The organism is Deltaproteobacteria bacterium (assembly GCA_009692615.1).
GTDB lineage: Bacteria > Desulfobacterota > Binatia > UBA9968 > UBA9968 > DP-20.
On the sequence record SHYW01000032.1, the window covers coordinates 1 to 25,193 of the forward strand.

22 protein-coding genes are annotated in these 25,193 nt (G+C 56.3%); 9 read left to right on the plus strand and 13 right to left on the minus strand.

Annotated elements, in window-relative coordinates:
* Positions 1 to 862: 862 nt before the first annotated feature.
* The 3 genes from EXR70_09885 (at position 863) to EXR70_09895 (ending at position 4,453) form a co-directional block, all read left to right on the plus strand.
* Positions 863 to 1,714 (plus strand): AAA family ATPase, encoded by an 852-nt coding sequence (locus EXR70_09885; GenBank protein MSP38786.1) that lies wholly within the window; start codon positions 863 to 865, stop codon positions 1,712 to 1,714.
* Between the two features lie 30 nt (positions 1,715 to 1,744).
* Entirely contained in the window at positions 1,745 to 2,761 is a 1,017-nt protein-coding gene (locus tag EXR70_09890; protein ID MSP38787.1) for a cupin domain-containing protein, read from the plus strand.
* A 234-nt stretch (positions 2,762 to 2,995) separates the two neighbouring features.
* Entirely contained in the window at positions 2,996 to 4,453 is a 1,458-nt protein-coding gene (locus EXR70_09895) for a M20 family peptidase (GenBank protein ID MSP38788.1), read from the plus strand.
* 3 nt (positions 4,454 to 4,456) lie between these two features.
* Here EXR70_09895 and EXR70_09900 read toward each other — a convergent pair whose 3' ends face one another.
* The 9 genes from EXR70_09900 to EXR70_09940 all read right to left on the minus strand — a co-directional run bounded on the left by EXR70_09900 (position 4,457) and on the right by EXR70_09940 (position 13,295).
* Positions 4,457 to 4,960 (minus strand): hypothetical protein, encoded by a 504-nt coding sequence (locus EXR70_09900; protein ID MSP38789.1) that lies wholly within the window; start codon positions 4,958 to 4,960, stop codon positions 4,457 to 4,459.
* A gap of 14 nt (positions 4,961 to 4,974) precedes the next feature.
* Positions 4,975 to 5,997, minus strand: a complete 1,023-nt coding sequence (locus tag EXR70_09905; protein ID MSP38790.1) for an ABC transporter substrate-binding protein — start codon at positions 5,995 to 5,997, stop codon at positions 4,975 to 4,977.
* On the minus strand, positions 5,975 to 7,750 hold the full coding sequence (locus EXR70_09910) for a thiamine pyrophosphate-binding protein (GenBank protein MSP38791.1): 1,776 nt from the start codon (positions 7,748 to 7,750) through the stop codon (positions 5,975 to 5,977). Before EXR70_09910 ends, EXR70_09905 begins: the two co-directional genes overlap by 23 nt.
* Positions 7,751 to 7,900: 150 nt before the next feature.
* A complete protein-coding gene (locus EXR70_09915) occupies positions 7,901 to 8,518 on the minus strand; it encodes a glutathione S-transferase family protein (protein MSP38792.1) in 618 nt (205 codons plus the stop codon).
* Positions 8,519 to 8,521: 3 nt separating this feature from the next.
* Entirely contained in the window at positions 8,522 to 9,775 is a 1,254-nt protein-coding gene (locus EXR70_09920; protein ID MSP38793.1) for an MFS transporter, read from the minus strand.
* Between the two features lie 56 nt (positions 9,776 to 9,831).
* Positions 9,832 to 10,674, minus strand: a complete 843-nt coding sequence (locus EXR70_09925) for a hypothetical protein (GenBank protein ID MSP38794.1) — start codon at positions 10,672 to 10,674, stop codon at positions 9,832 to 9,834.
* A gap of 24 nt (positions 10,675 to 10,698) precedes the next feature.
* Positions 10,699 to 11,454 (minus strand): hypothetical protein, encoded by a 756-nt coding sequence (locus tag EXR70_09930; protein ID MSP38795.1) that lies wholly within the window; start codon positions 11,452 to 11,454, stop codon positions 10,699 to 10,701.
* Positions 11,455 to 11,478: 24 nt separating this feature from the next.
* Positions 11,479 to 12,909, minus strand: coding sequence for an MFS transporter (locus EXR70_09935; GenBank protein ID MSP38796.1), 1,431 nt, complete (start codon positions 12,907 to 12,909; stop codon positions 11,479 to 11,481).
* Positions 12,906 to 13,295 (minus strand): hypothetical protein, encoded by a 390-nt coding sequence (locus EXR70_09940; GenBank protein ID MSP38797.1) that lies wholly within the window; start codon positions 13,293 to 13,295, stop codon positions 12,906 to 12,908. Before EXR70_09940 ends, EXR70_09935 begins: the two co-directional genes overlap by 4 nt.
* Before the next feature lie 194 nt (positions 13,296 to 13,489).
* Between EXR70_09940 and EXR70_09945 the strand changes: the two genes are divergently transcribed.
* A complete protein-coding gene (locus EXR70_09945) occupies positions 13,490 to 14,455 on the plus strand; it encodes a hypothetical protein (GenBank protein ID MSP38798.1) in 966 nt (321 codons plus the stop codon).
* 148 nt (positions 14,456 to 14,603) lie between these two features.
* Here the strand turns inward: EXR70_09945 and EXR70_09950 are convergent, their stop codons facing one another.
* Both EXR70_09950 and EXR70_09955 read right to left on the minus strand, forming a co-directional pair.
* Positions 14,604 to 15,617: an ABC transporter substrate-binding protein gene (locus tag EXR70_09950; protein MSP38799.1), complete on the minus strand. Its 1,014-nt coding sequence runs from the start codon at positions 15,615 to 15,617 to the stop codon at positions 14,604 to 14,606.
* Positions 15,592 to 16,602 carry a hypothetical protein gene (locus EXR70_09955; protein MSP38800.1) on the minus strand — a complete coding sequence of 337 codons (1,011 nt, stop codon included), beginning with the start codon at positions 16,600 to 16,602 and terminating at the stop codon, positions 15,592 to 15,594. The genes EXR70_09950 and EXR70_09955 overlap by 26 nt, the downstream gene beginning before the upstream one ends.
* A gap of 296 nt (positions 16,603 to 16,898) precedes the next feature.
* Between EXR70_09955 and EXR70_09960 the strand changes: the two genes are divergently transcribed.
* Positions 16,899 to 17,501 carry a hypothetical protein gene (locus EXR70_09960; protein ID MSP38801.1) on the plus strand — a complete coding sequence of 201 codons (603 nt, stop codon included), beginning with the start codon at positions 16,899 to 16,901 and terminating at the stop codon, positions 17,499 to 17,501.
* Positions 17,502 to 17,648: 147 nt separating this feature from the next.
* Here EXR70_09960 and EXR70_09965 read toward each other — a convergent pair whose 3' ends face one another.
* Positions 17,649 to 19,271 (minus strand): fumarate hydratase, encoded by a 1,623-nt coding sequence (locus EXR70_09965; GenBank protein ID MSP38802.1) that lies wholly within the window; start codon positions 19,269 to 19,271, stop codon positions 17,649 to 17,651.
* 97 nt (positions 19,272 to 19,368) lie between these two features.
* On the opposite strand from EXR70_09965, the gene EXR70_09970 reads away from it, so the two are divergent.
* From EXR70_09970 to EXR70_09985, 4 genes are all read left to right on the plus strand, one after another.
* Positions 19,369 to 20,379, plus strand: coding sequence for an extracellular solute-binding protein (locus EXR70_09970; GenBank protein MSP38803.1), 1,011 nt, complete (start codon positions 19,369 to 19,371; stop codon positions 20,377 to 20,379).
* Positions 20,380 to 20,782: 403 nt separating this feature from the next.
* The gene (locus EXR70_09975; protein ID MSP38804.1) at positions 20,783 to 23,038 is read left to right on the plus strand and encodes a molybdopterin oxidoreductase; all 2,256 of its coding nucleotides are present in this window, start codon (positions 20,783 to 20,785) and stop codon (positions 23,036 to 23,038) included.
* A gap of 91 nt (positions 23,039 to 23,129) precedes the next feature.
* Positions 23,130 to 23,690 carry a glyoxalase gene (locus tag EXR70_09980; GenBank protein MSP38805.1) on the plus strand — a complete coding sequence of 187 codons (561 nt, stop codon included), beginning with the start codon at positions 23,130 to 23,132 and terminating at the stop codon, positions 23,688 to 23,690.
* 82 nt (positions 23,691 to 23,772) lie between these two features.
* Complete coding sequence (locus EXR70_09985; protein MSP38806.1) at positions 23,773 to 24,420, plus strand: hypothetical protein; 648 nt, start codon at positions 23,773 to 23,775, stop codon at positions 24,418 to 24,420.
* Between the two features lie 43 nt (positions 24,421 to 24,463).
* Here the strand turns inward: EXR70_09985 and EXR70_09990 are convergent, their stop codons facing one another.
* Positions 24,464 to 25,081, minus strand: a complete 618-nt coding sequence (locus tag EXR70_09990; protein MSP38807.1) for a hypothetical protein — start codon at positions 25,079 to 25,081, stop codon at positions 24,464 to 24,466.
* Positions 25,082 to 25,193 lie beyond the last annotated feature (112 nt).

A 25,193-nucleotide genomic window follows, 5' to 3' on the forward strand; every position in this document is an offset into this window, starting at 1 on the left:
GCCAACCGAAGGAGAACCCAACACCAAAATCTAAATCGACGTGCCAGCTCAACAATAAACCCCAGGGGCTTCAAAGCCCTTTTCTCTTAACCTGACTGGTACACTATTGCGCCGCTATCTGGCACATTTTCTCTCCGCCATTGACATGTTGCGGTTCACCAACGCCAGCCGAGCATCGGCCTACCGCCCGACGAAGCTGAGATCGTCGATTACGTACGCACCGTCCTGCACAAACATCGCGTCGCCGAGCCGCAGTTCCAATCCCTACTCAAGCGCCTGGGCGTCGCCGGCATGGTCGAACTCACCGCCACCATCGGCTACTATGCAATGATCTCGTGCACGCTTAACGCCTTGAGCTGACATCGTCGCCCAATCCCAAGGACTACCCGATTTGAGCCCTCACGGGCATAGAGAATGTTCGCCGATTCTTTTCACCACGAAGTGTCGATGAGCATTCGCTCGTCTACAGAGTATGAAAATCAACGATCTCTCAGCATGGCTCGCTACTTGACTCGTCATACCGGCGCAGGCCGGCATCCAGGGGGGCGGAACGGATGGATACCGGCCTGCGCCGGTATGACGGAATCCTTATGTCAATTCATCGGGTAGATCATCCAAGGGTGACTATTTTCGAGGGAGACATAAAGCGCACGAAGTGCGGAGTTTAGAATATCCGAAACCTTCGTGTCCTTCGAGACTTCGTGGTGAGTACCTCTTATTGTGAACTCTGCAATGCCACAAAAACGACGAGCCAACCTGTCGCCGGCTCGTCATGCAATTGCCGCATGGGCCCAAGCTCTTGATATTTTTGTCGGTTAGATTAGCATCTCGGTTTGTGCTTTTAGCTGGGAGATTCTACTAAATGCAATCAAGCGAAGGACATCATCATCTATCCGCTGGAAACGTCATTTCGTTCGAAAAACTTTCATTGCTCTTTGGCGGTACCGACGACACTGGAGTGGTCCGCGGTAGTGAAATGGTCGGCGACCGATACCGCGACCTGTTGCAGGAAATTGCCGCCATCACCGAATATCAATGGCGCTCCGGATCGACTCGGGGCCTGGTCAAAGGTTTCATGCTCAGCGGTCCTCCCGGCACGGGCAAGACCACCCTGGCCAAACGGCTGGCCTATGAACTCGGTCGCAGGTTTGAGACCGAGGACGAGCCGCCAGTCGCTTTAGCGTTTATCGATGGCGGTGAGATTTCGCGCTCCCGGTACGGTGAGAGCGAGGAAAGAATTCGCGATATTTTTCTCCATGCAAGATCGGGATTCACGGCGCAGGGGCAGCGCTCCGTGCTGCTGTTCGATGACGTCGAATCCATTTTCATGGCGCGCGGCAGTCAACACGCCAAAGAGTGGCACTTTTCTCAGGACAGCGTTTTCTTTCATTCCATAGACGATCTCGATACCTCCCGCGCCACGATCATCTTGACCAGCAACCGCCCCGATCTGATCGACGAAGCGATTCGCGATCGCTTCTTGAGTTATGTCGTTGAATATCCGGACCTCGACACGCTCCTCCAGATGGTCCAGCAAATTCCGGCCATTGAGCAATTGTCCGGCGCGCAGCAAGCCACGTTAAAAAACGATCTGATTGCCGCGGTAAAGAATGGCACCGTCCGCAGCATGCGCGACGGCCAGCGTTTCGCAATGCGCCACTTCGTGGCGAAGCTACTGAAAAAGGAATCGCTGGCGCAACAGATCGCCGACTAATTATTTCACACACTGACAAAGGAAATCGTTATGGCAAAGAACTTCTATGAACAATGGCTCGAAACGCCCAACAAACTCCAAGACGAACTTGAACTCGGCCGCCTGGTAGCCGCTGACAAAGACATTCCATGGGTTTCAACGCCTCACGATGTCAAAGTGAAACTGATGGTTGCCAACCATCTCGGCTTTGCCACCATGGGCAGCAACGTACTCAAGTCGGAAATTCCGGTTGGCTGGCATACCGGCAAGCATCGGCATGGTGAAGAGTCGATGCACATCCTCGAGGGCGAGGGGTTCAGCGTGATCAATGGCCAGCGTTTTAACTGGCACCAAAGCAGCACGCTGCAGATTCCATTTTGGGCCGAGCATCAACATTTTAATACCGGCAAGGTTCCGGTCTTAATCATTCACGGCATGTGTTTCGATCTCGAGTCCTATCTCCGCGTTGCGCGCATCGAGCAGATCGAGACCTGCGGCCCCAATGAGCCCTCGATGATCGCTGCCGTGCCTGAGGAGACGTCACAATATTACCCCGATGGCACCCGTGCGATTATCCATCTTGAGCAAGCGCCGACCAACAAAGAAAAGTTGCCTGACGGAGAGAGTTACAATCCGCAGGGGGCGATCGCCGCGACAAAAAACCAGCACGACTTTTCCAACTATCTCATTGTGCCTAAAAATGGCTTCCGTGCCGTCAGCGTCGCGATTACCAATCGCTGGATTGAGCCGGCCTTCCATGAGAGCGGCAGGCACAAGCATCTTGAAGCTGTGGTTTATGCCATTGAGGGGCAGGGGTACACCGATATGCAGGGCAAGCGCATTCCTTGGCAAGCTGGCGACGTTCTCTATGTGCCGCCGGCTATGTGGGAACACCAGCACATTAACGAAAATCCAAATCCGATTACCCAGCTTCGTATCGGCTTCAATATCCGCCAGTGGATCACCTCAATCTGGCCCCAAGGTTTTACCAGCACGCGCATCTATAACGATGAAGGCGACCCAATAGAAGCAGGCCGGATCACGCGTAGACGCGAGCGCTCCTACTAATTAAACCTGGCCATTTCGGCTGCGGGGACTTGACCCCGCAGCCGAAAATATCGTGCTCAGATCTCGCCGCAGATTTTTCGCGGCCACCGTTAGGCTGATCCCGCCTATCTCACGCTCCACATAGTTCGGCTCCGCTCTTAGTTAACTCTCCACTCGTCCTCGGGCTCTACAAGTAATTCTCTGGCTGATCGAGCGACTTGCCGTCGCCGACCAAAGTTGTTACCCCGGAGTTGCATGAAAAAGCTTCTTGGCGTGATCGGTTTGGTCACCGCTGTCCTTAGCGGCGCGCTCGCGATCGGGGTTCTGCGCTCTGTGTCGCGTCAGGTCGACGTCGCCCCCGCAGCGCCGATTCAAATCGACGTCGACGCCGCTGCACAACGACTTAGCCGCGCGATTCGCCATCGGACGGTCGCGCCGGTCGACTCGGCATCACAGGCTGAGTTCGAACGCTTTCATGCTTTTCTTACCGAGTCATTTCCCGAGTTGCATGAGCGCTTAGCGAGAGAAACCGTCAATCAGCACAGCCTGCTTTACACTTGGCAAGGCCGCGAGCCGAAGCTCAAACCGATCTTATTGATGGCGCATATGGATGTCGTGCCGATCGATTCAGCCAGCGAGAACTTCTGGACCCACGCGCCGTTCTCAGGGCAAATCGCCGGCGGTTACATCTGGGGCCGCGGCGCCATGGATGACAAGGCGAGCGTGATGGCGGTCCTTGAAGCGGTCGAGCATTTGCTGAGCGAAGGATTCCAACCAGCGCGCACCATTTATCTGGCCTTCGGTCACGACGAAGAAATCGGCGGCAGCCAAGGCGCGGCCAGAATTGCCCAACTGTTGGCATCTCGGAAAGTCGAATTGGAATTCGTCCTAGACGAAGGGATGAATATCTTGAGCGGTATCGTTCCCGGTATCGCCGCGCCAGTGGCGCTCATCGGCATTGCCGAGAAAGGCTACTTGAGCATTCAACTCAGCACCCAAAGTGACGGCGGTCATAGTTCGATCCCGCCCAATGTCACCGCCATCAGCGCCGTCAGTAAAGCCTTGCAGCGACTCGAAGCCAAACCATTTCCCGCCTCACTGCACGGGCCGAGCCGCGCCATGTTTGAATTCCTCGGACCGGAAATGGCCTGGAGCAAAAAAATCGCCCTGGCCAATCTCTGGCTGCTCGAACCCTGGGTGCGAAAACAAATGGCCAAATCGCCACTCACCAACGCCCTCCTGCGCACCACCGTAGCACCAACAGTCTTCAACGCCGGCGTCAAGGAAAACGTCCTGCCGAGCCAGGCCAGCGCGGTAGTCAACTTGCGGCTGATTCCTGGCAATAATACCACGAATGCGATCGAGCATGTGCGCAAGGCGATTAAGAATCCGAAAATCGAGATCAAACTGCTCGGCGTTCGCATGGAGCCTTCCGCAGTATCGGATATCGAAAGCCCAAGCTTCCAGCTGATCCAGCGAACCATCGGCGAAACCGCGCCACAAACCATCGTCGCGCCGTCGCTGCTGGTCGCCGCCACCGACTCGCGCCACTACGCCGGGCTTACGAAGAATATTTTTCGATTCTTGCCAATAACGCTCAAGGCCGAGGACACCAAGAGATATCACGGTATCGATGAACGGGTTTCGGTTGCCGATTACTTGCGCTGCATCAATTTCTACGCACAGTTGATCAAGAACTCCGCGACGCAATAAAATTCAACGAATGCGTTCCCACTCCGCTTCGTAGGCCTTCGCCAACTCCGGACAATCCAAAACCAGCAGGTTCTCCCAATTGTTTTCCGACTTGAGCGTCCAGTTATACGAACCCGTCAGGACGCGCTTGCCGTCGATAATCGCGAACTTGTTGTGATTCCGGCCGTTGGGCGCCACGGTTTGCACTTCCACCCCGCCGGCTTTGAGCTTGTCGATCAAGGCAAGGATTTTCTTGCTCGCGCTGCGCGCCGTATCGACTTTCACGCGCACGGCGACTTTTTTCATCACCAGAGCGAGCAACTCATCACCGAGCTCGCCGTTATCGAAACCGTACAGCGCCAAAGTCAAACGCTCCTTAGTGTCGCGAATCGCGTCGGTCACTGCTTTGCCAACGCTCCCCTGACTGGAAAATTTCGACGCCACGCGGCAATCCACTAATTCCGCAGCGGCACCGAGTCGTGGCCAAAGAAGCATCGAAATAACAAAATACCAAGTAAAAGATTTCATTGGCGCCTCTTTTTCTAACGACTATACAGCGCCTTGATAAAGCCGTTGTCGTCCAGCTCTTTGATATACCTGTTGTCCATGAAGTCCGACGCTTTGACGTTGGGTGTTTGCGGGTTGCGCTGGCGGATAAAGTCGATGACCGCTTGCAATCCTTTGTCGCTGACGTAGGGAGCCCGCGGAATGATCCGGCCGACGAAATAATCGTAGCTGCCGTTGAGCACGTCGCGGTCGTCAGTGCGCATATATTTAGAAAGAATTTTTAACGTCGGCTCGCGATTGCTTTTCGCGTAGTGAATGCCGGCGACGAAGCCCTTGACATATTTCATTACTAAATCTGAATTGTCGCGCATCAGCGTCCGCGTGGTAATCAATCCCGCCGCTTCGTACGGAATATTCGCCTGGCCCAAATCCAGGATCGAGTGAAAGCCCATCTTCTGACCGGCGACGTAGCCGGACACGGTTACGACGGTCGCATCGACTACGCCCTGGAGCATCGCCCCCAACCGTTCAGTATCGGTGCCGAGACTAATGAAGCTCACTTCCTTCTCGCCGAGTCCAAGCCGCTGCACGGCGACGCGCGCGCCGAGATCGGAGTCCGTTCCCGGCCGGCTGATGGCGATCTTCTTGCCTTTGAGGTCGTTGGCGTTTTTGATTTCCTTTTTAACGAGTAGATAGAACAGCAAACCCGGCGCCGCCGTGGCAATAAGAACGGTATCAACGCCGCCCAGCTTAGCGAGCACCGACGAGCTCGCGCCGAAGGAACCGAAGTGCGCGTCTTTAGTCGCCAAGGCGTTGATCGCAATCGTGCTGCCACGGAAAAATACGATATCGACATCCAAGCCATATTGCTTGTACAACCCCGCGTCGCGCGCCACCCAGAACGGCGTCAGATTCGCTCCGGTCGAACCATAGGCCAACACCGCGCGCTCAAGCTTCTGCGAATACGCGGGTGCGGCGATCAACGTCAGGCTAATTAGCGTGCTGAAAAAAAAACATTGGACAAACTCCCCAAACTCAGCGCATCTGACACACGACATCGACCAACGCCGGCTTGCCTGACTTCACGATATTCACAGCTTCGCGCAAAGTTTTAATCAAATCCTTCGGCTCCGTGATCGGCCCGGCGCCCCAGCAGCCGTAGGTGCGCGCCATGGCGCCGAAGTCGACGTTGGGATCCTCGATGCGGATACCGATGGTTTTATTTTCCACCGGCCGGTTGCGCACGACGGCGATCCGTTCTTGATGCTCTTCGTCGTTAAAATAGGAACGATTGCTACACACGATGCTGAGCAGGGGAATCTGATGGTGCACGGCGGTCCAGATGGAACTGACGGTGAATAACAGATCGCCGTCGGGCTGAATGTTGACGCAAAATTTGCCCGAGCCTTTATGCGCTAAGGCCGCGCCCAGCGATGCCGGCATGCCGTAGCCCAAGCCGCCGCCTTTATATTTGCCGAGAATCTGATTGAACTTGGTCGCCGGCAAATAAAGATTCTCCTTGCCCTGGGAACTGCCGTTGGTGAGCACCCAGTCTTCGCCTTTGAGCGCCTCGGTAATTTCCGCGTAGATGCGCGTCATCGACACCGGCTTGTCGTCCCATTTCGATTGCAATTCTTTTTCCAACGCGGCCTTTTTCTCCTCGTTAATCTTGCCCCATTCGGCGTGCCGCGTGGCGATGTCGTCTTTTAAATCGGCGAGTTTGTTCTCCGCCTTGAGCCGCCGCACCAGCTCCGGCAGAAAAACCGCTGTGTCGGCGAGAATCATCAGATCGGCTTGGCGCAGTTTGTTGAAATCGGTCGCCCAAGCGCGCACCAGCAGATCGTCCAGCGCAACGTTGATCACTTTGGCATTGGCCGCCAACAGCGGCGTGGCGCGCCGGTTGCCGCGCTCTTGCGCCCGCCGCACGGTGGCGCCTTCGAGATCGGGAACATCGAGCGCCAAGATCAAATCGGCGCGCGGAATCACTTTGTCAGCCTGTCCGGTCAGATTGAGCGGATGCTGCACGGGAAAATTAAAGCGGCCCAACTGATCGAGCACCGGCGCCGCCAACAGCTCGGCCAATTCGCCGAGCGCATTGAAGCCAGCCTCGCGCCGCCCGACCCAATCGGCGACGATCACCAGCCGCTTGGCCGCTAAAATCATCTGAATAGTTTTTTCAAAACCTTCTTCAGGCGCCTGTAGTGGCAACGGCGCGGGATAACGCGAGACATCGAATGGAATATCGCCAGCTAATTTTTTTTCCTGCACGTCGCCGTCGTAGCAAATATAAACCGGCCCCATCGGATCGGTGGTCGCCAAACGGTAAGCGCGGATGAACGAATCCGGCACCGCCTCGACGCTCGCCGGCTGATCGTCCCACTTGCAGAAGTCGCGGACTAAATTGCCTTGCACGTTGGCGGTATGCACCCAGTCGATCCAGGGCCGGCGATTGGCGGAATCCATCGGACCCGTGCCGCCGAGCACGATCACCGGCAACCGGTCCGCCCAGGCATTGTAGATCGCCATCGACGCATGTTGCAGCCCGACGACGTTGTGTACCGCCGCGGCCATCGGCCGGCCCTTGGCGCGCGCATAGCCATGCGCCAAAGCGACGGCGATCTCTTCATGGTTACAGAGAATGATTTCCGGCGCGTGATTGCCGCCGTAATTGACCAGCGAGTCGTGCAAGCCGCGAAAGGTCGCGCCGGGATTGATCGCGATATATTCGAACTCGAACGCCTTCAGGAGATCGACGACAACATCCGATCCCCACTCGGCCCGAGGTTTTTCGATTTTTCTGTGTGGTGCCATGGCGACTTCCTTTCGAGCGAGATGTTCGAAAAACGAGCAGGTACGGATTCACCACGAAGGACACGAAGAGCATGAAGTTCGGAAATTAGATTTTCCGAAACCTTCGTGTCCCTAGTGGTGAAAATATCCTCCCAGTAAACTTAATACGCCTCATTTTTTTGGAATCTCCATCCCCCTCTGTACCGCCGGCCGCTCGGAAATCTGGTCGAACCAGCGCTTGACGTTGGCAAACTCTTCGAGCTTGACGTTGTGGCCATCATGGCGGCCGACCCAGGGATAGGTCGCGATATCGGCGATGGAGTAGGCGCCGGTGAGATATTCGCTTTCACCCAGTTGTTTATCGAGCACCCTGTAGAGCCGCACCGCTTCTTTGTAGAAGCGCTCAATGGCCGCGGGATTTTTGTCTTCGAGACGATAAAAATAATTCGCCTGGCCTAACATCGGTCCGACGCCGCCCATTTGAAACATCAGCCATTGAATCACCGTGTAGCGCTGGGCCAAATCCGCCGGCCAAAGCTTGCCCGCCTTTTCGGCGAGATACATAAGAATCGCGCCGGACTCGAAAAGTTTGAAGGGCTTGCCGTCCGGCCCATCGCTGTCGATGATCGCGGGAATCTTATTGTTCGGATTGATCGCCAGATATTCCGGCTTGAGCTGATCGCCCTGACCGATATTGATCGCATGCACTTCGTAGGGCATGGCGATTTCTTCGAGCATGATGGAAACCTTTTTGCCGTTAGGCGTTCCCCAAGTATAAAGTTGAATCATTGGCTAGTTCCTTTCAGATTGAGCTTTGACGGCTTGGCCCGCCGCCCACACGATAAACACGGAGACCACCAAACAGGCAAGGGAAAACCAAAACGGAATCGCATAACTGTGCGTGACGTCGAAAAGATAGCCGCCGAGCCAGGCGCCGATGGCGCCGCCTAGACCGATGCTAAAAGTAAAATAACCGAAGATCGCGCCGAAATGTTTACCGTGAAAAATATCGGCGGAGATCGCCGACAGGACCAAGGCGCGCGAGCCTTGGCCCAAGCCGTAACAAACCGCATAGGTGTAAAGCAGCCACGGCATCGACGTGTCATGGATCGACAACAGCGCGACAATTCCGAAGGCGGAGATGATCTGCACCCAGGTAAAAACCATCTGGCGATTCATCACGTCGGCGAGATAGCCGAACAAGATGCGCCCGCCGATGCTGATCACGCCCATCAGACCGAACATCGACGCGGCGAACACATTGGCATAGCCGACGTCGACGGTGTGGGCGATCTGATGCGTGACGATGATTTGATTGCCCAAGCTCGCCAGCGTGCGCGCGATGAACAGCAGCCAAAACGCGCGATTGCTAAGCGCGCGTTTCACCGTCCAGTCGCTGTCCGAAGTTTTTTCTGACTCCTGGTTCGTCTCCTTCGCTTGCGGTCCGCCGGCTTGATTATCGCGCGGTAAAAAATACAGCACCGGCGGAATGACTAACAAACTCGTGATCGCCGCCAAACCGATGTAGGCGGGCGACCAACCCCATTTGTCGATCATCAACTGCGCCACGGGGACAAGCATGACGATGCCGACACCGCCGCCGGCCCAGGCGATGCCGAGCGCCGTGCCTTTGCGTTCGGGAAAATTGCGCGTGATGATCGCGACGTGGGGCACCATGCCGATCAGTGCGATGCCCGCCGCGCTGACGATGCCGATCCAAAAGTAAAACTGCCAAATCGACGAGATCGTCGACGCGAAACCGAGGCCGATAAACAGCACCAAGCCGCCGAGCGTCAACGTCTTGCGCCCGCCGATACGATCGATCAATCCGCCGGCCCAAGGTAAACAGGCGCCTTCGAAAATGATCGCCAGGGAGATCGCACCCGCAGTGGTCGCCCGCGACCAACCGAAGGCATCGAGCATGGCGACGAAAAACACGCCGAAGGTGCCGTGCAGTCCGCGCCCGACGGCGATGTGGAGAAACGCCAAAGCGACTAAGCCATAGCGTTTGAGCGCCGCGGCGCGACTGTCGATCGAATCAGACATAAGAATAAACGAAAGCCATAACCCGCGCGGATGGAAAAGTCGAATCGATGGCGTAACTATTTCAACAGCAACGGGGCGGCGGCCACGGCCATCTTAGCGTTGTTGTGATCGGCGCCAGCTACGGTGGCGATTTCCCATTGGAATGGCGCATTCAATTGGCTCGCGGCGAGCCGCGCCGCGCGAAAAAAATTCTCGCCGCGCGCCAAACGATGGGCTCCTTGGCGCATCGCTCCAGCGCTGCGATTGAGCTGAGGATGTTTGGGATCGACATCCTTATCGCCCAGCAAGATTAAAAGTTTTTTGCCAAGTGCTGCGGTTAAATCAGTCGCATCGAGGCCGCTGGCTTTCAGGCCGTAAGGAAATCGAACCTCGAAGTCGGGCATCATGTACCAGCCCGCATTCGCGGCCACGGCAGTTTTCGCCCGCGCTTTGGGATGCGACAGAATGAAACGGTGAACGAACTGGGCTCCCGCCGAGTGGCCGTAAAGCAGATAGTCCGATGCATTCAATCCGGTTAGCTTGATTGCATGGTCGAAAAGTTTTTCCAATGCGGCGGACGCAGCATCCTGTTTTGCCGCCGCGTAACCGCCGCCGCCGGGAAAATTCTCCGCGGCGAACTCGGGCACCAACAGCAGAGCCTTGGCGCGCTCAGCATAAGGTTGCCACTCATTGCGATAGCGCTCGGCATCGCGCTGCACGCCGTGCATGACGAACAGAACCGCCGCATTGGGCGACATCTCCTTAGGCCGGTAGCTCCACACCGTGATCGGCCGAATTTTCACAGCGTCTTGATAGTCGAAGTTGAATCGGTCTTGACCGATCTTTAATGCCGTCTCCTGCGCCATCGCTGGCGCCGCCATATTGAACAAAAGCAACAATGCCGCTAGAGGGTTACGCATGATCCAATTCTCGATTCCGTACGGCTATTTCTTCCTCTGAAACTCGAAGGTCACGTTCACCGTCTCACCGCTTTTGAGTTCAACCTGTTGCGCCGCCGAACCCAGCGTCTCATGCCATACTTCGAGGGAATATTTTCCCGCCGGCACATCGGTGAGCATAAACGTTCCGTCGGCCCGCGAAACATCGAAATAAACGTTGTCGGTGACGACGATCCAGCCGCTCATCCAGCCATGCACGTCGCAGCGGAGCGAGATAATCTCCGGCTTGGCGAACTGTTCTTTGATCTCTTTTAAATATTTCGGCTGGGCGCGATTGAACGGCGCATTGAGCTGACTCTGCGTATGCACGTTATGCAGAATGCCGTCGCTGTTCTTGATCGCCACCGTCGCGCCGGTCGGAACGACCAGCACGTGGGGAACGTATTCGCACTTCGCTTGATCCAACAGTGCGTCTTTGCTCGGTGCCTTACCCTGGCTGAGCCCGGCGATCTGCACCACGGCATTTTTCAGGCCTCCGTCACTGCCGACCTGCACTAACGGATCTTGCTTGGCGTCACCGCAAACTTCTTTATCTTTACCGACGGAGAGTTTGCCCGCGCTGTGCGTACCTTTGAAAATCACCTTGCCAGAGATCGTCCCGGTAGCGGACGGTGGTGGATTGGATTGGGAGCTTTCCGCTGGCGACGCTTTAGCTAGCGCGGATTTCTGCTCCGACTCTTTGGAACAGCCGACGGTAAACAGCATTACCAAACTCAGCAACAGTTTTATTGTTTGTATCATGGTCAAGCTCCGATCGTCGCTAAATTAATGCGTCTGCTCCTTGCGTTCGCCGCGCAGCGCTGAAGAGAGCATAGCCAGCAGCGCCATGGAACCGCCGACGAGAAAACTGAAGTTCATCGCGCGCACGAACATTTCCGGATTGGCCGCCGTCGGCGTCGCGGTCGGGTCGCCGGTGTAATAACGAAACGCCGTGGTCAACAACAGGGTGGCGAGCGACACGCCAAAGGTCGTGCCCAAACCGAACATGACATAAATCGCGCCGGTAGCGACACCGCGATGTTCGTTGGGCACCGAGGTGATCATCGCCGTGTGGTTGGCAGTGAAGAACAACGCGGTCGCCAAGCCCCAGAGCGCGAGAACGCCCACCGCCGCGAGCCAATGGGAGTCCGCACGCAAATACGAACCGAAGAATCCCGCCGCGGCTAAAAATGAAATGCCGATGGTGCCCGGCACCCGCGGCCCCATTTTATCCACTGCCCGACCGACCAGCGGCGACAGCGTCACGGTGAAAATCGGCGCGCTGACGAACAGCAAGCCGATGAACGATGGCTTGAGATGCAATACTTCTTGTAAGTAAAAAGGCATCACGAAGCCGATCATCACTTGAGCGACGCCGACCAGAAGTAATGCCACACTACTCAGCGTGAACATGCGAATACGAAACAGCGACAGATCGAGGATCGGACTGGCCGTGGTGCTTTCACGATAGAGAAAGCCGGCGAAGACAATCACGAAGGCAATCATCAATACGCCGCGTAGCGCCGGCGACAACGATTCCATGATGCGATGATCGACGCAGGCGACCAGCGAAGTGGTCGCGGCGATCAGCAGCAGCGCGCCGAGATAATCGATGGTCCGCTGCGCGCCCGTGACCGGCTGGGGCGGCGGCACGTTGCCTTTCATGCGATTGATCACCGTCAACACCATGCCGCACATGGCGATTGGTATCAGCGCGAAAAACACCGCGCGCCAATGAATATAGTCGATCAGCAAGCCGCCCATGCTCGGGCCGATCAACACGCCGGTGTGAAACGCCGTGGTCATGAAGCCCTGGGCCCTGCCGGTCGACTCTTTAGGCAACGCTTCCATCGCCAGCGCCCGCCCCTGGGACTGCGTCATCGACGCGCCGACGCCTTGGAACATGCGAAACAAAATCAGCTGCGTGACGTTTTGCGACAAGCCGCAGGCGAGCGCCGCCAGCGACGAAACGATCAAACCGAGACCGAAGAGCGTGTGGCGCCCATAAATATCGCCAATACGGCCAAATATTAACGACAAACTGATTTGCGAAATCTGATAGGCGATCACCGCCCAAGAAATGCCGACGATGGTGGTCTGCAGACTATTCGCCATCGTCGGCAGCGACACGGAAAAAATCCGGCTCGACGTGCCGGCGAGAAAATTTCCCAGCGCCGCATTACAGAGCAGCAGCCAATTGATTTGCGCGGTGGTCATGACCAGTAGTTTTCGACGATTTCGATGCAGCCAGCCAAAGCGCTTTCGACATCGGCCGTAGTTGGTTCCAATGCATGGCGCGCTTGAGCAAACGCTTTCAAGCGCTCGGCTTCAGTGATCGTAAGCAAATTTTTCGCCGCGGCGGCAGGCACTAAATCCAACGAACTCTGCGCCGACCATTGCGACAGCTGCAAGCGCGCCTTCAACCAATCCGCTAGCGCTTGATCGCACAACACCAACGCATCCCGCGGCGCCAAACCGCCCACCGACCAGCCATTGAGCGCCCGGCTCAGCATACGAATCGCCCGCCCCTCCGCCGAGTGATGGCCGCACAGCCGTTCTTTCTCGGCAAGGTTGGCGAACGTAGATTGAGCATCGAATGCCATAACAACATGAAACAGCAACTATGTTGTGACATAATTCACCACGAAGTTCACGAAGGACACGAAGGTTTCTGACAATAAGAACTCCGAACTTCGTGCGCTTCGCGCCTTCGTGGTGAAACCAATTTGAGGTTGACAGCACCACGCGGCAATAACTAAGGTGAGGCCAATCAATAAACTTAAATGGAGGACACGACATGGAACCCCTACCCCGCGGCGCGAATTTTCAACGGGCCTTGATGCTTTGGGAAATCGGTCTGCATATCGCCGGCGATTCCACCACGCCTTACTACGGCCCACGCGACATGTGCATCACCGTCGGCAGCGGCTCCAATGAAACGATCAAGCCATGGTTGCGCATGTCGACCGGCTCGCCAATCTTGGCCCACGGCATCTGTCGCGGCGATCTTGAAGTCGCGATGATCAATCCCTCCGGTCTGCTTACCCAAGCCCACCGCGGCACCGGTTTATTTCCCGCGCCACTGCCGGTGCGTATCTTAGCGGTCTATCCATCCCTCGATCATTTCGTCTACGTGGTTCATCCACGCACGGGACTCAAATCGTTGGCCGAGATCAAAGCGAACAAATATCCATTGCGCTTGTCGATCCGCGAAGACGCCACTCACTCCACTCGCGTGCTGGTGGACCAAACCTTGGCCGCCTACGGTATGACCATCAAAGACATCGAGTCGTGGGGCGGCAGTTTGCAATTGAACGGCGGCCCCGGCGACCAGCGCCGGCTCGACGCGCTGCGCGATGAAAGTATCGACGCGATCTTCGACGAAGGCTTGCCGCTGTGGTTTGAAGCGGCGCTGACCGCCGGCATGAAGCCGATCACGCTCGAAGATGCTGCGTTCAAATATCTCGTCGACGATCTCGGCTGGCGCCGCTACACGATCAAACCCGGCCGCTTCAAAGGCTTGGATCGAGATTACAGCTGCATCGACTACAGCGGCTGGCCGCTCTATACCCGCGCCGCGCTCCCCGACGGCGACGCCTACAAAATCTGCGACGCCCTAGCCGCCCGCAAAGAGCAAATGTTTTGGGAAGACTCTTACACCGGCATCGGCCAGTTGGGTGAAAACACCGACGCCACCCCGCGCGACGTACCGCTCCACCCTGGGGCGGAGAAATGGTACCGCGAACATGGCTTTAAAGTTTAACGAAGCAGATTGATTTCACCACAGAGCACAAAGATGTCTAAGAAAAACTTTCTCTGTGTGCTCTGTACTCTCTGCGGTGAAATATCCGACTAACTCCCAGGCAAAATTCCACCGTGTGCCGCCAGACCAACGCCGCCCTAGAACCAACTCAGCGCCCCAACTCCTGGGCGACCTGGCGGGTTAGCGTGAAGTCGGCTAGGTCAGCGGGTTTCGCGGTAACTTTCATTTTGCTTTGCTCGGCGATGCGGTTGAGTTCGATTTGAATTTCGCCGTCGCTCAACCAAAGCGTCGGATTGAGCGTCTCCATGATCGCGTCATAGCAGGATTCGGCGACATCTTTTTCCATTTTGTATTGCGAGATGATGAAGCCCACGGTGTCCGCTCTGCGCGCCTTGGCGAAATCCACCGCTTTAATCACGGCGCGGAGCGCGCGGCGAATTTTTTGCGGCTCCTTGGCCAATTTTTCCGTCGTCGTGACCAGGCCGGTGGTCGGCGCGACGTTGATCACATCGCTAGCCCTAACCAAATCGCGATAACCCTGCCGCTTGGCGAGAATGCTGTAGGGCGGTGTCAGCGCCACCGCGGGCATGCCGCCCTGCTGCAAAGTCAAATAGCCGTTGGCGACGTCGCCGGTGGAAACCAGCTGCACGTCTTTATCGACGCCGGAAGGCTTGAGCGCTTCGAGCACTTGATAGAACTGCGTGCCCCAGTTGCCGCCGACGCCAATCATTTTGCCGCGCAGATCTTCGACTCGCAGTATGTTTTTTTGCGCGACGATCCACAGATCGGCCTTCTTGGTGATGTTGAGCACCATTTTGAGCGGTGCGCCGTTGACCGCCGCGCGCAGCGCCGAACCACCGGCGGTGGTGAAGTCGATGCTGCCAGTCGCCAAGGCGGCAACCCCTGTGTTGGTGCGCATGACGATAATTTCGGCGGTCAAACCCTCGCGCGCAAAGAATCCTTCTTTGGCGGCGAGCTGAACCGGCCAAGATGCTAAACCCGGCGACGATGGCGAGATGCGAACGCGCTCTTGGGCGGCAACGGGATTGAAGTCAACCTGAAATACAATGAGGCCGAATAGCGCGACCAAAAGATTTCGCGCTAACCCTAAACTCAAACCCCGAAACCCGAAACTCCTAAATCCCATACAGCGCCTTGGCATTGTCGTAGAGAATCTTGTCGATGATGCGCGGTTCGACTTCGCCTTTCTCCTTGATCGTGCGCAGCGCGGCGATTTCAGACGAGGTATCGTTGTGGCCGTAGTCCGAACCGATGACGATGTTGTCTTCGCCGGAATATTTCAGCACGTAGGGTAGATCGTCGTCGGTTTGGCAGGCCACGTACACGTGATTGTCGCGGATCAGATTGCGCGCCGCCATGTTGTCGGCGCGGTCGAAGCGCCGGGCGATTTCCACTGCCATGTAGGGCACCCACTGGGCACGCACTTCGATGAAGCCAAATCGGAGATTGGGAAATTTCTTCGGCACGCCGTCGTGTACGATGGCGTGAAACGCCGAGAGCACCGGCGCCTTGAAGCGCATGAAGCCGCTCTCGCCGTCGAACATTTGCACCCAGTCGAAGTTACCTGTGGAGGCATGGACGCAGATCGGCAGCCCGGCGATCTCCGCCGCTTGGTACAGCGGAAAGAAAAAGGGGTGGCTCAGCCGCTTGTCGGCGATCAGGCCGCGCATAAAAATCCCGCAGGCGCCGTGCGCCTTGGCGAAACGCACTTCTTCCACCGCGCTATCGATGTCGATCACCGGCACCACCGCAATCCATTCGAGCCGTCCCTCGCCCTTGGCGCAAATATCGATGAGCCACTGATTGTAACTGCGGCAGATAGCGTTCTCGACCTCCGCCTTGGCCGTCAGCGGTCGCAGGAATAGAGAAGGATACAACACCTGCACGTCGATGTTGAGCTCGTCCATGTGTTTGAGCCGGCCCTTGATATCGCGCATCTCGCAAATTTCCATGGGCAAGTTGCGGTCGAAGTTGACGCCGCGATGAAACACTCGACCGTCGACCAACCAGTTTTGCGGTCGCCCGCCGCCGGGTGAGATGAGAAAGGGTCGGAGCTTTTCGTTCTCGATATGACTCCAGGTTTCTTCGCTTTCGATCACATGGGCGTCGGCATCGATGGTCGGCATGAATCTTCCTCCGTGGAATTGTCCTAGCGCTGATGAGTAATAACGCTAATCGTGGCCGTGGGTCAAATAAACTAATCGTGGTCGTGATCGTGTCGAGACGGATATTTCGGATTTAAGCACGAAAAACACGAAAGGCACGAAATTCGGAAACCCCTTTTCGTGATTTTCGTGGTTTATTTCTTATCCGAGGATCTTCGACCGCAAACCCCGCTGAAGACTTTCGCCTTTGCAGCCGTCCAATAGCAAGCTACAATTGGCAATTGAATGATGAATTGTATTCGTAAAGGAGACTACTAATGAGACTGACCAGGCGTCTAATGGCGTTTCTGTCTTTCGGATTGCTGGCGTTAACCGGCTGCCCGGCCCTCGATATTCCCGGCGGCTTGGGCGGGCTTGGCGGCGCTGGCGTCAACAATGACGTCGTGGGTGAAGTGCAGTTCGTCGATAGCCGTAACCGCACAGTTGAGATCCGCACCGACTCGGGGCAGAAAACCGTACTGCGCTACGATAACAACACTCAAGTCGCTTACCGCCAGAAAAACTACCCGGTGACCAGTTTGGAGCGGGGCGACTACATCGCGGCTCGGGTGCAACAAGAGCGCGACGGCAGTTATTCGGTATCGGCCTTCACCGTGCGCGAAACCGCCCAAGATCGGGGCGCGGGCGCGAGCACAGGAAATCAATTCAATCGCCTTGAGGGGAGGGTTGAAAACGTCGACAGCCGCCGAGGAACTTTTGAACTCCGCGATCAGCGCAACCGCATCGTCGTCGTCAGCGTCGCCTTCAACGCGCCGCGCACGGTCAGCGAGCGTTTCAACCGGCTGCGCAACGGCGACTACCTGCGCATCGACGGACGCGGCACCGGTGCCGACCGTTTCGACCTGGAAAACTTTCTTTGAGTGAAACCGCCGACTTCCCCTTCCGTCATTCCCGCGCACGCGGGAATCCAGGTTTTTCCCCGTAGGGGCGGACCTGCGTGTCCGCCCTCGCCTGGATTCCGCGTTCGCGGGAATGTTTGAATCCCTCGAATTATACTCGAGGGTTGGTCAACGCAGTATCTGCTTAAAAAAGTCGTTGCCCTTATCGTCGACTAAAATAAATGCCGGAAAATCTTCCACCTCGATTTTGTAAACCGCTTCCATGCCGAGCTCGGGATATTCGAGAATTTCTACCTTCTTGATATTTTCCTTGGCCAGGATCGCCGCCGGCCCGCCGATGGAGCCGAGATAAAAGCCGCCGTATTTTTTGCACGCGTCGGTGACCTGCTGGCTGCGATTGCCCTTGGCCAGCGTGATCAGCGCCGCGCCCTGCGATTGGAACAACTCGACATAGGAATCCATCCGCCCCGCCGTGGTCGGGCCGAAAGAACCCGAAGGCAATCCTTCCGGCGTCTTTGCCGGTCCGGCGTAATACACCGGGTGATCCTTCAAATACTGCGGCAGCCCCTCGCCTTTGTCCAAGCGCTCTTTGAGTTTCGCGTGGGCGATGTCGCGGGCGACGATCATCGTGCCGCTAAGCGCAAGTTGCGTGGTCACCGGATTTTTTGTCAGCTGGGCGAGAATTTCTTTCATCGGCCGGTTGAGATCGACCTTAATGACATTGCTCGCGACTTTGCCGCGATACTCTTCGGGAATCAGCCGCCCTGGCTCACGCTCCAACTCTTCGAGCCAGATGCCATCCTTGTTGATCTTGCCTTTGACATTGCGATCCGCCGAGCACGACACGCCCATGCCCACCGGACAAGAAGCGCCATGGCGCGGCAAGCGAATCACGCGCAAGTCTAGCGCGAAATACTTGCCGCCGAACTGCGCGCCGTAGCCGGATTTGTACGCCTGATCGAGCATGCGCTTTTCAGTCTCGGTATCGCGAAAGGCGCGGCCATGAACGTTGCCGCTAGTCGGCAGTTGATCGAGATAACCGGTGGACGCGAGCTTCACCGTCTTCAAGCAAGCCTCCGCCGAGGTGCCGCCGATGACAAAGACCAAATGATAAGGCGGACAGCCGGCGGTGCCCAGAGTCATCATTTTTTCGGTGAGAAATTTCTCTAGGCTCGCCGGATTGAGCAGCGCTTTGGTCTCTTGATAAAGCATCGACTTGTTCGCCGAGCCGCCGCCCTTGGTGACGAATAGAAAGTTATATTCCATGCCGTCGCTGGCCAGCAGATCGATCTGCGCCGGCAAGTTGGTGCCGGTGTCGACTTCCTCATACATGTTGAGCGGCGCGGTCTGCGAATAACGCAGGTTTTCTTCGGTGTAAGTTTTATAAATTCCTTTGGCGATAAACTCTTCGTCCTTGACGCCGGTCCAAACCTGCTGTCCCTTCTTGCCGAACACCGTCGCCGTGCCGGTGTCTTGACAGAAGGGCAATATCCCTTTTGACGATGTGTCGGCGTTGCGCAGCATCGCCAATGCGACATAGCGATCGTTCTGCGACGCGTCAGGATCTTTCAAGATCGCCGCGACCTTTTCCAAGTGCGCCTGACGCAGCAAGAACGAAACATCGCGGATCGCGATGTTGGCCAGATAGGTCAGACCTTCGGGAGCGATTTTGAGAATGTCTTTGCCTTCGAACTGGGATACAGAGACAAATTCCTTCGTCAGCAAGCGATATTTCGTGTCGTCCTTCGCCAACGGCAGCGGATCTTGATAGAAAAATTCAGGGGTCGCCATAAGCTTTTCAACCTCGCAAGTTTTTTGTAATCCTAATGGAAAAACAATCCATTGTCGACGCACCGAAGCCGGCCGTCGTTGTTGACACAGCCGGCCCATGTCATCTAACTTGCCCGACATGAAATTGCTGATGGTCGCTCTTGTTGCCGCTCTCTATGCGATTGCGCCCAATAACCTACAGGCCCAGACGCTTGACCAGCTTGTCGCCGGCGCGAAAAGCGAAGGCAAACTGGTGATCTACGCTTCCGCCGCGGCGCAGCAGCTGCAAATGTATCTCGCTGCCTTCAACAAACGCTATCCGTTTATCAAGACCGAGTACTTTCGCACCGACAAACAAAAACTGATGACCCGCGTGCTGCTCGAAGAACAAGCCAAGCAACGCCTCGCCGACGTCGTCCACACCAGCGTCATAGAAACCCATATACTCAAAAAGCGCGGCGCGCTGAGCCGCTACGTGCCGATGGAGTCGGCAACCTATCCCAGTCAATACAAAGATCCCGACGGCTACTGGACCTCGGTGTACGCCAGCGGCACCTTGCTAGGATTCAACACACGGCAAGTCAAACGTGCGGATGCGCCAAAGAGCTACGAAGACTTGTTAAACCCAAGGTGGAAAAACGCCATGGCCATCGACAACACCAAGATCGAATGGTTCTCCATGCTGCTCAAGCTCAAGGGCCGCGGCTTCATGGAAAAACTCGCGGCGCAGAACGCTCAGGTTATGGCGGGCAACACCAATTTGCTCAACCTGCTCGCCGCCGGCGAGTTCGCGGTCATGGCGGGCGTGTACGAATATTCGGTTGATAACCTCAAAAGCAAAGGCGCGCCGGTGGACTGGATCGGCCTCGAACCGGTGATCACCTACACGGTCGCCGCATCGTTGCCGTCACAGCCAGCCCATCCCTTCGCCGCCAAGCTATTCATCGAATGGCTGCTCACCAAGGAAGGCCAGGAAGTAATCAACCAATACGGCCGCGTGCCGATCCGCGACGACATCGATTCGAAGTACGGTAAACTGTTGAAGCAGCACAAACTGCTAATGACCGACGTCGATCTCAGCCAGCGGGAAGTTGAAGTGAACGAGATGATCCGCAAATTATTCCGATGAATTTACCGTAAGTCTAAGTTGCCCGCGCGATGAGAAAATTCGCTCTCACCACGAAGATCACGAAGGACACGAAGGTTTTCGTAGGGTGCGCTTCGCGCACCGGTCAGTCTCGGAATATCTCTCGCAAAGACGCAAAGGTGCTAAGATCGGAGAAGAGGAAGCGAATTTGTTTGTGGACTGTTATTCTTTTTTTCCGAACTTGGCGTCTTTGCGCCTTGGCGAGAGAAATTTCCGAACCCGAGGGTCTTCGACTTCCGGAAAATTTGCGCGAGCTGCGCAAATTTTCAACTATAGTAGTACGAAGGACACGAAGGTTTCGGATGATTAAAGTTCCGAACTTCGTGCTCTTCGTGTCCTTCGTGGTGAATACACCCTCCGATTCCAGCAGGGACAATTCGCCATCATGATCGAAACCCTCCACACCTACTGCGCCATGTGCACTTCGCGCTGCGGCGTGATCGCCACGGTCGAGGATGGCAAATTGATCAGCGTCAACGCCGACCCCGATCATCCCAACGGCTGCATCTGCGTCAAAGGCAGCGCCGCGCCACAAATCGTCTACGCGCCAGATCGATTGCAATTTCCCATGGTGCGCACCCGCGCCAAAGGCGACCCCAATCCCGGCTGGGTGCGCATCGCTTGGGAGCAAGCCCTCAATCTTGCCCAGTTACGACTAACTGACATCAAAGACAATCACGGCGCCGAAGCCGTGATTTTTTCCCGCGCGACCACGGCGGGCAGCTCCGCCATCGATTTCGACGGCTGGCTGCAACGCTTGGCGAATGCCTTCGGCAGTCCCAATCTTCTAACATCGAATCACATCTGCACCTGGAACCGCCGTGTAGGATCGAAATACACCTACGGCAGCACCATGCCGCTGCCCGACTTCGACAACACGAAGTGCATGCTCATCTGGGGCATCAACCCTCCGGCGACTTCGCCGGCGCAGGCGATGCGAATCAGTCGCGCGCGCAATCGCGGCGCCAAGCTGATCGTCATCGACCCACGAAAAACTACGTTGGCAGCGAAGGCAGATTGCTGGCTCCGCGTCCGGCCGGGAACAGACGGCGAGCTGGCAATGGCGATGATCCATGTGCTGCTCGAAGAAGACCTTTTCGACGCCGACTTCGCACGTACCTGGACCAACGCAACCTGCTTGGTTCGCAGCGACAACGGGCAGATGCTGCCAGGAATGGGTTCTGCCGCACTCTTTGGCAGCGTCACTGTGAAGCTCGCCGACGGGAAATCGCTGGAGTACCGGCCCGTCCTACAATTACTCAAAGAAGCCGCCGCGCCCTACGCGCCGGAATTATCCGAAACCATCACCACGGTGCCAGCCAAAGAAGTCAGAAAAGCGGTGCGGCTGTTCGCCAAAGAGAAACCGTCAAGCTACTGCACCTGGGTCGGCCTCGAACAAGACCACGACGCCATGCAAACCAACCGCGCCGTCTGCATCTTCTACGCTCTCACCGGCCAATACGATCGGCGTGGCAGCAATGTGCTTTTCGCCGCGACGCCAACGAATTCGATCACGGGGCGTGAACTACTGTCCCAAGCGCAGGCGGTGCTGCGCCTAGGCAGTGAAAAACATCCCCTCGGCCCGCCGGTTGATCCCGGAATCGTTCAGGCCGCGGAAGTCTACGACGCGATCCTCACCGGTAAACCGTATCCCGTAAAAGCCGCGGTCTTATTTGGCACCGATCCGCTGTTAGGCCACGGCGGTCCATTGCGCGGCAAAGCCGCCTTCGAAGCCCTCGACTTTTACGTTCACGTCGACACGACGCTCAATCCCAGCGCCAACTTCGCCGACTTGATCTTGCCGGCAACGACCTGCTGGGAGCGCGCAGCACTGCTGCCTTCGTTCGAAATCGCCGAGGACACGGTCAACTGGTGCCAGCTGCGTCCCGCAGTTGCGACACCGATTGCTGAATCGCGCTCTGAAATGGAAATCATCTTCGACCTAGCCAAACGTCTAGGGCTGACTCAACAATTCTTCGACGGCGACATGGACGCCGCGCTCGCTCATCAACTCGCGCCGGCAAGCATTTCGCTTGAACAACTAAAACAGAATCCCCTTGGTGTGAGAGCCAACGTCTCGACTCGTTATCAAAAGTACGCAGCGTTCGATGCGACGAGCGGCAAGCCGCGCGGTTTCGACACGCCGTCGGGTAAGATCGAAATCTACTCGAAACCGTTCGCAGCAGCTGGATACGCGCCTCTGCCACAATTCGCAGCGCAAGCAGAATCGAACGATCGATATCCCCTAACCCTGACTTTTTTCCGCGACATCCATTTCTGCGACCAACAACACCGCAACATTCCAAACTTGCGACGCGGCGTTCCCGAACCGTTCGTCGAGATGCATTCGCGCGTTGCGCAGGCACAGGGAATTACCAACGGCGAATGGATTTCACTTGAAACCAAGAGCGGCAAGGTCAGACTCAAAGCGAAATTCAACGATGCTCTGCACGCAGATGTCGTGACAACGGTCTACGGCTGGTGGCAAGGCTGCGAAGAATTGAATCTCGCCGGCCACGATCCGTTCAGCCCCAACGGCGCCAACGCCAATCTACTGATTGACAACTCCGACGTCGATCCGATCAGCGCGTCGGTGGCCCATCGCGGCCAGCGTTGTCGCGTGAGCAAGTTAGTGCATTGAACAGGATTATTGGTAACCGCGCGCTCCCACCCTCCCCCTTTGGAAAAGGCGGAACGAGGGGGATTTTCCTATTTGTCTCAAGCCATTTTCTATGGTAGAAAACCCTCACTCAAACACAAACAAAGTAGTAAGGATAAAATTTATGGCAAACGGAAAAAGTCCCATCGCCGTCAAGAAGCTCGGCCACGTAGTCTACTCGGTGAGCAACTTGGAACGGAGCATGAAGTTCTGGACCGAGATCATGGGCTTCAAATTTTCCGACAAGAACGAAGGCGGCATGGTGTTTTTCCGCACCGCCACTGACCACCACACCATCGCCTTGATGGAAGCAACCGACAAAAATGAATTGCCCAAGCGCGGCCAGTTGGGCTTCGACCACATGGCGTTCGAAGTCGGCAGCGTCTCGGAGCTGTTCAAGATCCGTGAATTTCTCAAATCAAAAGGCGTGACGATTTTCTACGAAGGCCGGCGCGGCCCCGGCGGCAATCCCGGCGTCGAGTTCTACGATCCGGACGGCTACAAGATCGAAATCTACGCGACCATGGACCAAGTCGGCACGGACGGCAAAAGCCGGCCCGCCAACGAATGGAACCGCGCGACCACGCTTGAAGAAGCGGTAGCCAAGCCGCTGCCCCACGCCGAATATCATTAAGCGCAATCTGTTTGTCTCAATCTTCTATCACGCCGCCGCGGCGCCAAGTCACGGCGGCGTTTATGTTTCCTGAAAGTCGAACATGGACACCGATAACCTGTTAGAAATAATCCAACACCGCCGCAGCGTGCGCGTCTACAAAGCCGGCAAGGTTTCCGTGCAGCAACTGGAAACAATTTTGGAAGCCGCGCGTTGGGCGCCGTCGGGGGCAAACACTCAACCCTGGGAGTTCGTCGTTACCCGCGACCGCAAGAAAATGAAACAGGTGCGCGAAATTTATTCGCAAGAATGGCGCGACCGCAAGCGTGAAGACCCGGTGCACTACAAAGGTTTGAAAAAAGATTACGTCGGCGACGTCAGCGTGCTCGTGCTCGCCTGCGGCGAAGCGCGCAGCAAGCAAGTCTATCTCACGACCCGCCAACCCGCCGACCGCGAGAAACTATTTCAAGCGAGCATCGCCAACTCGGTGCAACAAATGATGCTCGCCGCCGCCAGTATGAATCTAGGCACGGTGTGGGTGTCGGTACGCGAAGAAGTCGAGCCCGAGTTGAGAGAACTGTTCCAAGTGCCGAGTGAGCTAAGACTGCTCTGGGTCATGCCCATCGGCCACGCCAGCAGTTGGCCGAAAGCCAAACCGCGCCGGCCCATCGCGGCTTTCACGCACTACGAAGTCTACGACCGCAAGAAACTGCGCCAAGACTCAGATATCCACGCCTGGCCGAAGAATTGACGCCATCTCGAATGGCCGATCACGACGCCGACTTGAAACTCAGTTAGGGCAACAATCTAACGTGATATAGATTGCCGCGTGTGTCGCCGCAGGCGCCTTTCGTTTGACCGAGGGGGCGAGTCTCGCCGTAAACACATTCCAACGTAGTATCTGCATTCGACACAGTTGAAATGATCCATGGCCGATCGCTGAGAATTTGCAGTTTGTTCAGAGTGGCGCGATCCAAGATTTTTGGTTTGGGCCAATCGGTCGCGCCCGGCTTTATCGTCGTAAAAGTGCCTCTGAGCTGCTGAGTCGCAATATCGTTAACCAATGCTTTGCCGCTGCCACTGCCATCGTCGATAAACTGGGCCTCAAGGGCGTTACTCGATTTGATTTTTGGTCCATCGTACGGAACCAACGAAGCTAGAATTTTGGCCTTGGGCTTTGGCGCTTGAAGCGGGGCGACTGGGGGCTGTACAGACGATACAAAAGTCGAATAGGTAGAACCGCTGGCATTGATCAACGCGTAAACAATAAAAACGCTGCCGCCGGTAACCAGCCATGATATTTTAAAAGTCGTCAGCCACGCTTCGGATTCAATCAGGATGTATAGAATCGCGCCGAAGCCGATCCAAATCCCGATCGCGACCATCAACCCTTGGGAATCAACAACGACCATGACTACCGTTCCATTCAAGTTTTCGGGTGAATAGACTGACCGTATAGAACGCGGAAGCAATAGCTTCTTACTAGAAAGAAGGCGCCAACGTCAAACACCGACCGATCCTGCG